This is a genomic window from Flavobacterium psychrotolerans (assembly GCF_003097635.1).
Taxonomy (GTDB): Bacteria; Bacteroidota; Bacteroidia; order Flavobacteriales; family Flavobacteriaceae; genus Flavobacterium; species Flavobacterium psychrotolerans.
Genome location: NZ_QCZI01000024.1, coordinates 1 through 14,604, shown reverse-complemented (window position 1 = coordinate 14,604; position 14,604 = coordinate 1). Strand labels below are relative to the sequence as shown.

The window sequence follows — 14,604 nt, the reverse complement described above, 5'->3', positions numbered from 1 at the left end:
ATATGTAAAATTTATTTGTCAGCGGTCATATATGGTATCTCCCATTTTGGTGTTTGCTTACGCAAACTTGTATTTAGTGTCGATTTCATTGAATTATTCATTAAAACTCCAATAGTTGATTTCGTTTATAATTTGAAGTTTGTTGCTGTTATTTTGAGAAATGGCGTTTTGAATGCTGATCAAATTCCCAACCGCAATCACATATTCCGTGATTTGAGCGTCGCCAGTAACCAACAGTTTTTTGTTGGCTTCAATCAGGGCTTCCGTGACAACGAGCTGGGATTGCAATTGAATTTCTACCACAGCGGCTTGGTTCAATTTCTGGCGTAACAGCTGTAATTGCTGCTGGTATTGCCTGTTGAAATTGTTTTTGTAAGCCAAATTCGTCGCCAAAGCCATTTCATTTTTTTTGTGTTGCAACGTTCTTTGATTGCCATCATAAATGGGAACGGAAACGCCCAAGCCAAAACTGAATCCGAAGTTTTTGTATGGCAAATAGGCGAAACTTGACATATATCCCGCATCGCCAAGCAAAGAAATTGCAGGCTTATAGGCATTGTCAATCAATTTATTTTGATTTTTTATTTTCAAACTATCGACTTCAAATTGTTTCAGGAAAATGATTTTATCCAAATTGCGGCTGTTTTTCAAAACGATTTCAGGCTTTTTCAGATTTACAAAAGTCGTGTCGGTTTCCCCGGACAAATAATTAAGGAAAGTCAAATCGTTCTGATATTGCTGTTTCAGTTGCAGGACAAGCAGTTCTTGCTGTTTTACGGAAGCATTAAAAATGAGATAGTCCGTTTGTTTATAAACCGAGTTTTGGGTCAGTTTCCTTAAAATTGCCGCCTCCTTTTTTAGAAGCAAATCAATATTTTGATTGTAAATGATTTGTTCCGCGCTTGCCGATGCCGTAATATATTGGGCAATTATGGTCCTGTTCAAATCTTTTTGGGCTATTTTCTTGTTCAAAACCAAGGCGTCCTTTATCAGCTTGAAAGTTTCCGATTGGGATTTGTTTTGGTTTTTACCCAGAATTCTTTGGTTTATCCCAACCAATCCCGAAACGGTTTGACCGTTACTGATTGCAGTATCGTAACCGAATTCGTTAATGACCGGAGCATAATTGGCATATAAATTACCCGAAATTTGCGGTTTTCGAGTGGCTCTGTAAATCAAGCTATCAAATGAAGCCGAATTGATTTGGTTTTTTAAATCCGTGATTAATGGCGAATTCTTTTGCGCTTTCTCAAGGAAATAATTCAAATCCTTCTCTTGCGAAAAGGATTTAATGAAACACAAAAAAACGATAATCAAGAGCTTTAATTTCATCCGATAAATTTATACAAAAGATTTTATTAACCTCAGTTCGATTGTTAATTTTCTACCATATAGAAACATAGAAAATAAGAGTTCCATGGAAAATAAATTTTTAAAACATAGCTATTGCTGTCTTAAATAAAGCGAAGCTTCTTTTAAAGTTTCAAAATTCTATGATTCTATGTGGTAAAAAATAGAATTCAACAATAATTGAACTCCTATATTACTGTTTCTAATTTAAACGCTATTATTCGATCCCACTTTCAATCACCAAAACTACGAAAGAATTAGGTAAAATAGCGGGTCTTGGTTTTGGATTTTCAGTTGTGGGTTCTGGCTTTGCGCCAAATTCTGCCGTGGGCAAATACAACTGATTTGTGGTTTTGTTCAACGCAATTGTTCTCGCCCCTTTTTGGGTTTTAATGGTTTCCAATACCGAAAAAGTGGATGCGTTTTCTTCCTTGACAACGGTAATTGTTCCTTCTCCATTAGAACTAAAAATCAATTTCCTTTTTGCGTCAAAAGCTACGCCGTCACAGCCACTACCAATGGGTAAAGTTTTGATTATTTTGCCATTTCCGGCATCCAGGATTACCATCAGATTATTGCTGCACACAGAAAATAACCTATTGGTTTCCATGTCCAAGGCAAGCCCCGATGGTTCGTCTCCCGGAGCAATGCTCCAGGTATTCACAACCTCAAGCGTTGATGCGTTTATGGTTTTGATTTCGTTTTTATCTTCAATATTCACATAAATAAGTCCTTTTTTGTTGGTCACAGAAAACTCGGGTTTTCCGCCAAGAACAATCGTTTTTATTATCTTGTTTGAGTTGGCATCCAGAACCGTTGCGTCATTACTTTTGGCATTATAGGCAAATACCTTATGGGAAAATTGATCATACAAAATGGCGTCGGGTTTTACACCTTCAATTTTAACCTTTTCAATCAGCTCAAAAGTGTTCAAATTGATTATTGAAATCGAATTTTCCTTCCCGTTTGATATAAATGCTTTGTTCAAATCGTTGGCAATTGCAATTCCGTGAACGCCTTTAGTGTCAGGAATTGTTGCAATGGTTTTATCCGTTTTTAAATCGACCACATTAACCACGCTTCCGTGTGAAACGAATAAATGTTGTGCTTCTTCATCAACAGAGAGATAGTCCCATCCTTCATCACCGGTAATATTTATCTTTTTGGATAATTTATAAGTTTGACCGTAACCATTTGGAATACAAAAAGTAAGAAGCAGTAAAAAGAATATTTTTTTCATGACAATAATTTTTATGTTGTTTTTAGAATTTAAGTAATCATTTAATGTTACTATTTACATTAAATATAAAATAGCACATCCCCGAATAAATCACGGGGATGTGCCTAAAATTTAATCTTTCGATTCTCTGATGAATTTACCATTCGGGTCGAATAATAAATCTTTCCCTTTAACTTCTACCTCAAAGATTACTCCTTCTTTAGTGCTGTTAATTTTTGCCGATCCTTTTACTTTTTGTCCTACATAATGTTTGGCAACATACTCTAAAACACCGTTTGGCAATTGACTTTTAGCTATGGCAACTTCGGTTTCTAGGATATTCCCTTTTACATCGAATAAAACGGAGTTGTCAATTTTATCAACTTCAAAACCGGCCTCATAATCCTTATTTTCTTTATCCCATTTTGCTTTTTTTACATTAGGATATTTTTGGCTAAAAGCGGTTAATACTTCTTTTGGAATTCCGTTTTGTGCGAAACTCGTGGCTATAGTAAATAGAAATACCATAGCAATAAAAATTGATTTGTTCATTTTTTTACTTGTTTAAATTTTATTTAATAGAATTGATTGACCAATAAAATGGCATAAATTATTTTAAATCAAGCTAAAATTGGAGGTTTTAATATGGAGGAAATATAGGTACTGCAAAAAAGAGGAGCATGATAACCACTTTCTTTTTTTATTGAAAAAATCAGATTTGTATTTTTAAATTCAATTTTTTCTGCTTTGCAATTTACCTGAACAATGGAATGATTGTGATACGTATATTTGTGTGGTTTTTGTTCATCACCCTTATCATGTTTGTCAAAAATGGCATCCATATCTACCAAATGATCGGTGATAAAGTCAACAAAAGTCATGTCTTTGTCCTCATTTTCTTTGCAATTTCTATACATATCCGGAATATCTTTCAATACAGAAAAATCACCCATTGGAAGAAAAAATATCCCCAATAAAAAGTAGAGTAACAGTACGATTGAAGCAGATTTTCTCAATTTTTTAAACGTATAGTTTCGAAAATAATTTAACCAACAGGTTGATTCGCAAGCTAAAGTAATACATTCAGCTAAAAAATGCTTTATAAAGATTTCATTTTTAGTAAAATTTAACTTTCATATGTGTAAATTTTATTTTTCAGCGGTCACATATGTTATCGCCTTTTACTCATAGGTGTTTGCTTGCGCAAACTTGTTGTTAATGGCGATTTCATAAAAATAGTAAATCTCAATATTTATAAAAACTTAAACAAAATGGAACAGTCAACTTTACTTTACCTTTTTCTGAATTCAGATTAATACAACAGCGTTTTTGTTCCATACGTTTACCCAAATCCAACAGTATTATGTATTTTAGATTTTCGTTCATAGGATTTCAGGGTTTCAAGCACCATGAATACTGCTCTAAACGTCAAATTTGACGTTTTTGAATCCTATCTGGGTTCGGAACTCTGATTGGTTTTAAATAAGCCCCGTTTTGCTTATAAAAACAAAAACTACAACTTTTTACTGTTGTAGTTTTTGTTTGTTAATCATACTGACCCGTCCCAAAACAATGCCATCGTTAATAATGGTATTGTTCTCATATTGTTTCATTTATTATGTTTTCAATAATATCAACAATGTGATTTGCTGACAATTTATTTAACGGTTCCTGTAAAGTTTTAGTAGACGTTATGCAATTAGTTACTTTTATTCGTCTAACTTTTTTTTCCTTGCATTTTTGCTCTAAGTAAGTATCAACGTTATTTCTAATTCTGCTTGCAGCGATAATAATATCACATTCATTAAAAAGCATGTCAAGATGCAGTTTTAATTCTTTTCTGAGGATGTCTCCCATGCTTGAAAAACCTATTTTAACTCCATCTTTCAACGTAATAAAGCTGTATATATCTCCTTTGTCAAAAGTATTAGAATCACCAATGATGCTGTTTGCATGTTTAGTCTTAATCTCTCGATAAACATTTTTAATAGTAGACGATTTTCCGCTATTATGCTTACCCCATACTTGTATTAGTGTTTTTTGTATTACTTTGTTTTCTGTAGCCATTGCTTTATTTTATTATTTGATAATTTCCTTTGTTTTCTGTGTTTCTATGAACGTTTATATTGGAATAAACAAAAAACTCCAACATTTTTGTAAATAGTTGGTACCACATATTTTTAATTTTTTACTGTTTTAAATGTTTTAATTCCTTTGTCTGTGAATAGTTTTAATAGATAAGTTCCCTGCACTAAATGTGAAATATTGATACTATGTTTGTCTGATTTTGCAATTTCAGAAAGGATTAATCTTCCTTGAATGTCGTACAATTCCGCTTTTTGGAGTTGCGCTTCATTGGTTTCGATGTTTAAAATGTTTTCGGTTGGGTTTGGATACACTTTTATAGTAACTAAATCATTATTAAATGTATTGATAGCTAAAGAAGTGGGACAATTGATGCTTGTTGGTATAAAAGTATAAGAAGCTGTACCGTTACCTAACTGACCATAGCTATTATCACCCCATGCCCATAACGTACCATCAGTTTTTAGGGCTACTCTATGATATTGTCCTGTAATTTGCGCCCAATTAGTGGCTGTACTTATTAAGGTCGGAGTACCATCGCCTAACTGACCACCGCTATAAACCCCGCATTCCCATAGTGTGCCATCGGTTTTTAGAGCTATGGTCTGAGAATAACCAGCTACAATTTTTGCCCAATTGGTGGCTGTACCTATTTGAGTTGGGATAGTTCTATTGGTAGTAGTGCCATCGCCTAACTGACCATTGCTATTATTACCCCATGCCCATAGCGTGCCATCGGTTTTCAGGGCTACTGTATGAGATTGTCCAGCTGAAATTTGCGCCCAATCAGTAGCTGTACCTATTTGGGATGGGGTAGTTCTTTTGGTGGTAGTGCCGTCGCCTAACTGACCATAGGTATTATAACCCCACGCCCAAAGTGTGCCATCGGTTTTTAGGGCTACGGTGTAATCTGCGCCAGCTGAAATTTGTGCCCAATTGGTAGCTGTTGTTATTAGAGTCGGTGTAGTTCTTTTGGTGGTAGTGCCGTCGCCTAACTGACGACCACTATTATCACCCCACGCCCATAGTGTGCCATCTTTTTTTAGGGCTACTGTATGAGATTGTCCAGCTGAAATTTGTGCCCAGTTGGTGGCTGTTGTTATTAGAGTCGGTGTTGTTCTATTGGCAATAGTACCATCGCCTAACTGACTATAGTAGTTATACCCCCACGCCCATAGCGTTCCATCTGTTTTTAGGGCTACTGTATGAGATTGTCCAGCTGAAATTTGTGCCCAATTGGTGGCTGTTGTTATTAGAGTTGGCGTTGTTCTAATGGTAGAAGTGCCATCTCCTAACTGACCATAACCATTACTCCCCCACGCCCATAACGTGCCATCGGTTTTCAGGGCTACTGTATGAGATTGTCCAGCTGTAATTTTTGCCCAATTAGTGGCTGTACTCATTAAGGTAGGGGCAGTTATGGCGATAGTAGTACCATTGCCTAACTGACCATAATAATTATCTCCCCAGCTGAATAACTCTCCATCAATTTTTAGGGCTACTGTATGAGATTGTCCAGCTGTAATTTTTGTCCAATTGGTAGCTGTGTCTATTTGGGCCGGAGTGGTTCTGTTAATATTCGTACCATCACCTAACTGACCATAGTTATTATTACCCCACGCCCATAGTGTGCCATCGGTTTTCAGGGCTAAGGCGTAATATCCGCCAACTGAAATTTTCGACCAATTGGTGGCTGTACCTATTTGAGTTGGGATAGTTCTATTGGTAGTAGTGCCATCGCCTAACTGACCATTGCCATTAGCCCCCCATGCCCATAGTGTGCCATCTTTTTTTAGAGCTCCCGTGTGGTAACCAACTGAAATTTGCGCCCAATTGGTGTTTGTACCTATTTGGGTTGGAGTAGTTCTACTTATAGTTGTGCCATCGCCTAACTGACCATCGTAATTTTGTCCCCACGCCCATAGTGTGCCATCGGTTTTTAGGGCTACTGTATGAGATGGTCCAGCTGAAATTTGCGCCCAATTGGTGGCAGTTGTTATTAGAGTCGGCGTTGTTCTAATGGTAGAAGTGCCATCGCCTAACTGACCATCGTAATTAGTTCCCCATGCCCATAGTGTGCCATCGGTTTTTATGGCTACAGTATAACAAATTCCAGCTGCAATTTGTGACCAATTGGTATCTGTGCCTATTTGGATTGGGGTAGTTTTATCGGCAGTAGTGCCATCTCCTAACTGACCAAAATAATTTTGTCCCCACGCCCATAGCGTGCCATCAGTTTTCAGGGCTACTGTGTGCACTAAACCAGCTGCAATTTTTGCCCAATTATTGTCTGTGCCTATTTGAGTTGGGGTAGTTCTATTGGTAGTAGTACCATCGCCCAACTGACCAGAGTAATTACCTTCATTACTTCCCCACGCCCATAGTGTGCCATCGGTTTTTATGGCTACTGTGTGGCGAGAATTGCCAGCTGAAATTTCCGACCAGCATTGAGCAAATGAAAAACTGCTAATAAAAAGCAGAAAAAAAAGGGTGGGAATTGTTTTCATTTTTAGACTTTTAAAGTTTCTCAAAAGAAAGCTAATTTTAACACTTTGTTAATATTTTTAAGTTGTATTAGCGTTCGATTAAGGAAAAAATACTACTTTTGAGGATATTTAAAACTTATAACCAATGGAAATCAAGGACATATCATCAAACATAAAAAAATTTAGGGAACTTAAAAATTTAACGCGTGAGCATCTTGCAGGCGAACTAGATATGAGCGTTAGCGGCTATAGCAAGATAGAACGGGGCGAAATTGATTTGACCGTTTCTAAACTTCAAAAAATAGCGGATGTATTAGATGTTTCGGTTTCAGAAATATTAAATTTTGATGCCACAACTATTTTTAATATTTCTAATAATCACCAAGTTCAAAATTTAGGAAATAAGGAAAATCACAACATTAATAATTCAAATGAGGTTGACGATTACACCAAGAAATATATTTTGATGTTAGAAAATGAAATTGAGAGATTAAAGGTGAAAGTGGCTTAATTTCATCATTACCAACGGGAACGTATCTCGTGAAAGTAACCTCAAACAACAGGATAGAAACGTTTAAAATTGTAAAAGAATAATTTTAGTTCCTAAAAAAAAGTACTTTTGACAATCTAACCAATTAAACAAGACATTATGGAATTCAATTTTTTAGCAATTTTAGTGGCTGCGGCATCTACACTCGTAGTGGGATTTGTATGGTATCATCCTAAAGTTTTCGGAGATATCTGGATGAAAGAATCGGGCATGACCCAGGAAAAAATGAAAGGCGGAAATATGCTTTTAACGTTTGTTGTTTCCTTTATTTATGCCTTTTTAATTGCAATAATAATCCGCTTTCTGGCCGTGCATCAAACGGGCGCTTTGAGCATGGTTGGCGGCGATGCCAGCATTGCAAAACCTTCTTTCAATGCTTTCATGGCTGATTACGGCATGGCTTTCCGAACTTATAAACACGGCGCCTTACACGGATTTATAGCTGGGATATTCTTTGCGATACCCCTCATTGGGACGAATGCCTTATACGAAAGAAGAAGTTTTAAATACACCTTGGTTACAGGCGGTTTCTGGACGGCGTGCTTCACGATTATGGGCGCTATCATTTGCGGCTGGGTCTAGAAAATAAATTGAAAATGAATCCCGTCCCAATAAAACAGGACGGGATTTTTCATTTAATTTGATCAATGGCTTTGGCTAAATCAATATCTTTATCCGTAACTCCCGCCGCATCATGGGTCGTTAAACGAAGGGTTACTTTATTATAGACATTGAATATTTCCGGATGATGATTCCTCTTTTCGGACAACTCTCCCACTTTAACTATAAATTCTAAGGCTTGGGAAAAATCTTTAAATTGGAATTTTTTTTCGATACCATTGTCTTCAAAATACCAATCCTTTAAATTTTTTAATTCCGATTGCACGGTTTTTTCTTTAAATGGTGCCATGATTTCTTTTTTCATAAAGTTAGTTAATTTCCAAACCATTTGAAATTACTTTAACTTTATTGGTTAATTTTGACGAAACTCAACTTCTATTTTGAACACCTCATTTTCTTTCAAAATTTACGCTACCACAGATCAACTTCCAGCAAACTGGGATACTTTAACCGTTGGCACTGTTTTTCTTACCAAAGCCTATCTTGAGGTTTTAGAAAAATCGGCACCAAAAAACATGATTTGCAATTTTATTGGGATTTTCGAAAATGAGGAATTGGTCGGGGTTGCCCTTTCCCAGTTTTTAGATTTGAACAAACTGGAATCTTTTGGAGAACGGGACAAATGCGTCAAATCTGCCGTTAGGAATTTTGCTTTCAAGAATTTCTGTTCCCACGTTTTGGTGATTGGAAACAATATGCTCACGGGACAAAATGCTTTTTCTTTTTCCGATAAAACTGACAAAGTTGAAGCGTTGCGAACTTTAAAATTAGCATCCGAAGAATTGAAATCTATATTTAAATCGAAAAGGAAAAAGATTCACATCACGACGTTTAAAGACTTTAGTGCTGACGAGGTTGGAATTTTCGACATCCCCGAATTCAAAAACAATTACAAATTTTTCACCCAGCCCAACATGGTTTTTACCATTAATGAAAACTGGAGAACCGAACAGGATTACATTGATGCTTTGACCAAAAAATACCGAGACCAGTACAAACGGGCTCGAAAAAAGGCAGAAGGAATCGTGAAAAGGAAAATGCACCTCGATGACATTATTGCCCATGAAAACGCAATTTATGAATTGTACCATCATGTGGCCAAAAACGCTCCTTTCAACACGTTCTTTCTTCCTAAAAATCATTTCCGGGTTTTTAAGGAACTTTTAAAAGACAAATTCCTGTTCTATGGTTATTTTCAGGATGGACAGTTAATCGGTTTCAACACCCTAATCAAAAATGGTAACGTGATGGACACTTATTTTCTGGGTTATGACGAAGGCATCCAGCGGGAAAAAATGCTGTATTTGAATATGTTGTACGACATGATTGCTTTTTCTATCAACAAAGGGTTTAAAGAAATTGTATTTGCCAGAACCGCATTGGAAATAAAAAGTTCCGTTGGTGCAAAACCAGTGCAGATGTTTGGTTTTGTAGAACACAGCAATCCCGCGATTAACACTAAAATGGACAAGCTATTTTGTTATTTAGAACCAAAAACAGATTGGCAAGAACGAAATCCTTTTAAATAATCTCCATGAAATCGCTACTAACAACAAGTTTACGCAAGCAATTGAATAATCATCGAACTCCGATGAAAATAAAATATTGTGAGATAAACACCAATGAGTAAAACGGCGCTAACATATATGACCGCTAACAAATAAATTTTACATATATGAAATTTAAAGCGTTGCCACTTTTATTTGTCTGGGTAAAATTTTAATATCGAGCTGAGTTGTTGCACCAAAATATTCGCCGTCAATTTGAAGGGGTACTGGAGAAGCAATGGTAATGGTTGCGCTATCCGTAGAGATAACCTCTATATCTTCAGAATTAATCGGCATATTTCCCGAAATGATTTGGGCAAAAATCATCAAATCTAAGTTTTTCAAAATCACTAATTCAAATTTTCCATCATTCATAACCCCTGAAGGATTGATGACAACACCTGTGCCGTATTTTTTAGCATTGGCAATCACAATCATTCTTGCCACACACGCAGTTTTCTGATTATTGGCTGCTATTGTTGCAGTAAAGAGACCTTCCATATCAATTAAGGTGTTAAAGACTTGCAAGACGTAGCCCCATTTCCCACGAACCGAACTTTTCTCATAGTTTTTAATCAATTCTGCATTTAGTCCTATGTCGCTTAGGTGCAAACACCTTTCCCCGTTAATGGTAATGATATCAATTTCGGCATAAGAATCTCCAAAAGCAATAGCCATATTTTCTTCGAGTGTCACAACCAAATCGAGATCCATAGCCAGTCCATTGGCCGAACCGGCTGGTAGGATTCCAAGGATGACATCCTTATTTTCAACAGCCTCGGCAACCATTTTTATGGTTCCATCGCCCCCCGCAATGATGATTCGCTCAAATTTATGCTTATTATAAAGTGTTTTTATTTTAGAAATGTCATCTTCACCAGTAGTGCTAAAGACCATAATGCTCTTATTTCTCTTAGCTGAAAAAAGAAGAGCTGCATCAATAAATTCCGATTTATCGATGGCTCCAGAAATGGGATTAATAACAAGTAGAATATTCTTTCTCATAATTTAACGCCATTATTGATTAAAAACAATTAATTTTAACTTACATCAAAAGTATCAAAAATAATGAGGCCTATTTTAAAATTATACCGCGGATATGCAAATGAACAGGAATTAATTGTGATGGGGCATGTGTTTAAACCAACAAGGAAGAAAGATTATGATTTTCAGAAAAAAAGCTTCAAAAATGCGACCTCAGTAATCAATATGTTCCGAATTAAAACGCAATCCAATGCTGATGTATATTTGGAGCATAACGACGTAAAAATCCATACCAAAACCCTGAAAGACGGCTATTTTAAATTTTGTGTTCCTTTAGATCAATTTACTTCCTATGGCTGGATTGACTATAAGGTGAGTATTGTTCATAAAAATGAGTCATTCGTAACGAAAGAGAGTTATGTACGTCCTAACAAGGGGAATCTAGGAATCATATCAGATATTGACGATACTTTTTTAGTTTCCCATTCACTGAACCCTTTCAAGAAATTATATATTTTATTATTCCGAAATGTGAATAAAAGAAAGGTTTTTGAAGATGTAGTGCCACATTATCAAGCCCTAAGTTCAGCCGGAAGAAATTGTAATGAAGGAGAAAATGCCTTTTTTTATGTTTCCAGCAGCGAGTGGAATTTGTATCGATTCATCATTAAATTCACTGAAATTCATCAGTTGCCCAAGGCTGTTTTATTGTTGAAAGACATTAAAACCAGCCTGACCGATTTCTTCTTGACAGGAAGAGGCAATCACAATCATAAATTCGAAAAAATAAAACATGTCTTAGAATTTTATCCAAATTTACAGTACGTATTGTTAGGGGATGATTCTCAAGACGACCCTATATTGTATGAAGCCATTTGTAAAATATTCCCTGTGACAGTAAAAGCCGTTTACATTAGGCAAACCGGGAAATTCAAAAAAGGAAAAACTGAAATCGTATTAAAAAATTTAGAGACCTTAAATGTTGCCGTTTGTTATTTTAAACATAGTAGCGAGGCCATTGCACATTCTAAATCGATTGGGATTATATAATTTTCATCAACTTAACCTAACTCATTAGGCATTATCTATTTCCTCTTGAACCACTTCCCAATCCAGAAGCAATTGGTCCAATTCTGATTTCTTCTTGTTGTAAGCCATAAAAAACTTGGCATCTTCTACATGTTTGTCATAATTGGATGCTAAGGCTTTATCATCTTGTTGAATGTCTCGTTCTAATTGCTTAATCTGACTTTCAATTTTGCTCAAACGATTCTGCAAAGCTTTTCCTTTTTTTTGTTCTTCGTAGGAAACTTTGGAAGTTGCCGTTGGTGTTTCTTTCTTGGCAATATCTTTTTTCTCTACCTCGCGCATGTTTTCAAGATTGCGTTGCTCCAGAAAATAATTGATGTCGCCTAAATATTCTTTTATTTTTTGGTCTTTGAATTCATAAACTAAATTTGACATTCCCTGAAGAAAATCCCTATCGTGAGAAACTAAAAGCAAGGTTCCTTCAAATTTTTGCAAAGCAGCTTTCAACACATTCTTCGATTTAATGTCCAAGTGATTCGTTGGCTCATCCATCAACAAAACATTGATGGGTTGCAACAACAATTTACATAGCGCCAAACGGTTTCTTTCTCCTCCGGAAAGGACTTTTACCTTTTTCTCTACATCATCACCACGAAACAGAAATGAACCTAACATGTCACGCACTTTCGACCGATTCGTATCGGTTGCGGCATCTTCCATAGTTCGAAGCAAAGTAATTTCGCCATCCAGATATTCTGCCTGATTTTGGGCAAAATACCCTACCTGCACATTATGGCCTAACTTTATATTTCCCTGATATTCAAACTCGTTAACTATCGCTTTGATAAATGTCGATTTCCCTTGACCATTTTGCCCAACAAAAGCAATTTTGCTTCCGCGTTCTACTAGTAAATTAATGTCTTTTAAAATGGTTTTATCACCATATTTCTTCGTTACATTTTCGGCCTCAACCACTACCCTACCGGGAACTTTAGAAACGGGAAACGAAATATTCATTACTGAATTATCATCTTCATCCACTTCAATCCGTTCTACTTTATCGAGTTTCTTGATCAGCGATTGCGCCATTGAAGCTTTAGACGCTTTGGCACGGAATTTTTCGATTAATTTCTCGGTTTCTTCAATTTTCTTGGCTTGATTTTTTTGGGTTGCCAATTGCTTTTCGCGAATTTCATGACGCAACTCCAAATATTGAGAGTATGGCTTATTGAAATCGTATGCTTTTCCAAGAGAAATTTCAATGGTTCTATTGGTTACGTTATCCAAAAACATTTTATCGTGAGATACAATCACCACAACTCCCGGATAATTGCGCAGGAAACTTTCGAGCCAAATGATACTTTCTATATCCAAGTGATTGGTAGGCTCATCCAGAAGCAAGATATCATTATTTTGCAGCAATAATTTAGCCAACTCAATGCGCATACGCCAACCACCAGAAAAAGTTTCGGTTAAATTGTCAAATACTTCTCTTTTAAAACCCAAACCAAGTAAAATTTTCTCAGTATCTCCTACATAATTATAACCGCCTAATAAGTCAAAACGATGCGTCAAGTCAGACAAGTCTTCAATGATTAGAGAATATTCTTCACTTTCATAATCCGTACGTGTTACCAATTGATGGTTCACTTCTTCGAGTTTTTTTTCAACTTCTTGAATTTCAATAAATGCTTGATATGCTTCTTCAAGGACGGTTCTGCCCTCCTCAAAATCAATATCTTGACGGAGAAAACCAATCTGAACCTCCTTAGCTGTAGAAATACTTCCGGAATCCGGAGCAAAATCTTTAGCTAAAATCTTAAGCATTGTCGATTTTCCGGCACCATTTTTTCCGACAAGCCCTACTCTATCGCCAGCCCCCATTCTAAAGGTTACTTCTTCAAATAAATAAGTTCCTCCAAAAGAAACGGACAGATTGTGTATATTAAGCATTTATTGTGATTTATTTTTTAATTGTATTCGTAAATTTGCAATTCCAAATACGGAAAATTAAATTTTTTGCAAATGTTAAAAAAAGGATCCAAATTAAATAGTATTTTAACAGGAACTTGTCCTAGATGTCAGAATGAGAGTATGTATTTAGACCCAAACCCGTTGCATTTAACTCAGGTGCTAAAAATGCACGACCATTGCAGCCATTGTAATTTAAAATATCAAATAGAACCTTCTTTTTTTTATGGAGCCATGTATGTAAGTTACGGACTGAATGTGGGAGTTGGCATTGTAGCCTTTATCGTTTCTTTTGTTCTGCTACATCTAAGCCTAAAAACCTCCTTTATTTCGATAATTGCCGCTGTAGTTTTATTGTATCCCTTTATATTGAGGTGGTCCCGAAATATCTATATTAACATGTTTGTTTCATATGACCCTTCTTTTAAAAAATAAGAATAATTAGGAAATACGACAAAGCCATTTATCAAAAAGAATCAAGAGCAACCGGTTTAGCCATTTTTTATATTCTGAAATTCTCTTATTCCACTTAATAATTATCTTATCTGAAATTGACCTATATTACCATAAAAAATAGCCCTCTTAATTTCGGGCTATTTTTTTGTGCAATTGATATAGACTTTTACTTTCTACAGTGATTTTGACTAATCCTATTTTTTTAGGGCTAGTTTTAAACAAACCATTTTTTTAATTAATCACTTTTTTGGTCACTGTTCCAGCTTCATCCGAACCAATCTTTACGATTAAAACTTCCTGGGTTGT

At 35.8% G+C, this 14,604-nt stretch carries 15 protein-coding genes; 6 read left to right on the top strand and 9 right to left on the bottom strand.

The genetic code is table 11. The annotated features are described in order from the left end of the window. Positions 1–93: 93 nt before the first annotated feature. From DB895_RS13495 to DB895_RS13470, 6 genes are all read right to left on the bottom strand, one after another. Positions 94–1,332, bottom strand: coding sequence for a TolC family protein (locus tag DB895_RS13495; protein ID WP_116725896.1), 1,239 nt, complete (start codon positions 1,330–1,332; stop codon positions 94–96). Between the two features lie 235 nt (positions 1,333–1,567). Continuing rightward, positions 1,568–2,590 (bottom strand): YncE family protein, encoded by a 1,023-nt coding sequence (locus DB895_RS13490; protein ID WP_116725895.1) that lies wholly within the window; start codon positions 2,588–2,590, stop codon positions 1,568–1,570. 111 nt (positions 2,591–2,701) lie between these two features. Next, positions 2,702–3,121, bottom strand: a complete 420-nt coding sequence (locus tag DB895_RS13485) for a PepSY-like domain-containing protein (protein ID WP_116725894.1) — start codon at positions 3,119–3,121, stop codon at positions 2,702–2,704. 68 nt (positions 3,122–3,189) lie between these two features. Then, positions 3,190–3,585, bottom strand: coding sequence for a hypothetical protein (locus tag DB895_RS13480; protein ID WP_133242681.1), 396 nt, complete (start codon positions 3,583–3,585; stop codon positions 3,190–3,192). Between the two features lie 583 nt (positions 3,586–4,168). Then, complete coding sequence (locus tag DB895_RS13475; RefSeq protein WP_116725892.1) at positions 4,169–4,636, bottom strand: hypothetical protein; 468 nt, start codon at positions 4,634–4,636, stop codon at positions 4,169–4,171. 113 nt (positions 4,637–4,749) lie between these two features. Further along, the gene (locus DB895_RS13470) at positions 4,750–7,161 is read right to left on the bottom strand and encodes an RCC1 domain-containing protein (RefSeq protein WP_116725891.1); all 2,412 of its coding nucleotides are present in this window, start codon (positions 7,159–7,161) and stop codon (positions 4,750–4,752) included. Positions 7,162–7,285: 124 nt separating this feature from the next. On the opposite strand from DB895_RS13470, the gene DB895_RS13465 reads away from it, so the two are divergent. Genes DB895_RS13465 through DB895_RS13455 form a run of 3 tightly spaced genes read left to right on the top strand, consistent with a single transcriptional unit; the run spans position 7,286 to position 8,272 of the window. Next, a complete protein-coding gene (locus tag DB895_RS13465; protein ID WP_116725890.1) occupies positions 7,286–7,651 on the top strand; it encodes a helix-turn-helix domain-containing protein in 366 nt (121 codons plus the stop codon). A gap of 29 nt (positions 7,652–7,680) precedes the next feature. Beyond that, complete coding sequence (locus tag DB895_RS14540; protein WP_394336338.1) at positions 7,681–7,734, top strand: hypothetical protein; 54 nt, start codon at positions 7,681–7,683, stop codon at positions 7,732–7,734. Between the two features lie 55 nt (positions 7,735–7,789). Further along, a complete protein-coding gene (locus tag DB895_RS13455) occupies positions 7,790–8,272 on the top strand; it encodes a DUF1761 domain-containing protein (protein ID WP_116725889.1) in 483 nt (160 codons plus the stop codon). Positions 8,273–8,321: 49 nt separating this feature from the next. On the opposite strand, the gene DB895_RS13450 is transcribed toward DB895_RS13455, so the two are convergent. Further along, entirely contained in the window at positions 8,322–8,615 is a 294-nt protein-coding gene (locus DB895_RS13450; protein ID WP_243694681.1) for a 4a-hydroxytetrahydrobiopterin dehydratase, read from the bottom strand. 76 nt (positions 8,616–8,691) lie between these two features. On the opposite strand from DB895_RS13450, the gene DB895_RS13445 reads away from it, so the two are divergent. After that, positions 8,692–9,840: a GNAT family N-acetyltransferase gene (locus DB895_RS13445; protein ID WP_116725888.1), complete on the top strand. Its 1,149-nt coding sequence runs from the start codon at positions 8,692–8,694 to the stop codon at positions 9,838–9,840. 153 nt (positions 9,841–9,993) lie between these two features. On the opposite strand, the gene DB895_RS13440 is transcribed toward DB895_RS13445, so the two are convergent. Continuing rightward, on the bottom strand, positions 9,994–10,863 hold the full coding sequence (locus DB895_RS13440; protein WP_116725887.1) for a diacylglycerol/lipid kinase family protein: 870 nt from the start codon (positions 10,861–10,863) through the stop codon (positions 9,994–9,996). Between the two features lie 63 nt (positions 10,864–10,926). Between DB895_RS13440 and DB895_RS13435 the strand changes: the two genes are divergently transcribed. Further along, positions 10,927–11,892, top strand: coding sequence for an App1 family protein (locus tag DB895_RS13435; protein WP_116725886.1), 966 nt, complete (start codon positions 10,927–10,929; stop codon positions 11,890–11,892). A gap of 24 nt (positions 11,893–11,916) precedes the next feature. Here the strand turns inward: DB895_RS13435 and DB895_RS13430 are convergent, their stop codons facing one another. Beyond that, a complete protein-coding gene (locus DB895_RS13430) occupies positions 11,917–13,824 on the bottom strand; it encodes an ABC-F family ATP-binding cassette domain-containing protein (RefSeq protein WP_116725885.1) in 1,908 nt (635 codons plus the stop codon). Positions 13,825–13,896: 72 nt separating this feature from the next. Here DB895_RS13430 and DB895_RS13425 point away from each other — a divergent pair, with 72 nt between their 5' ends. Next, positions 13,897–14,277 carry a DUF983 domain-containing protein gene (locus tag DB895_RS13425; protein WP_116725884.1) on the top strand — a complete coding sequence of 127 codons (381 nt, stop codon included), beginning with the start codon at positions 13,897–13,899 and terminating at the stop codon, positions 14,275–14,277. Positions 14,278–14,604: the final 327 nt, after the last annotated feature.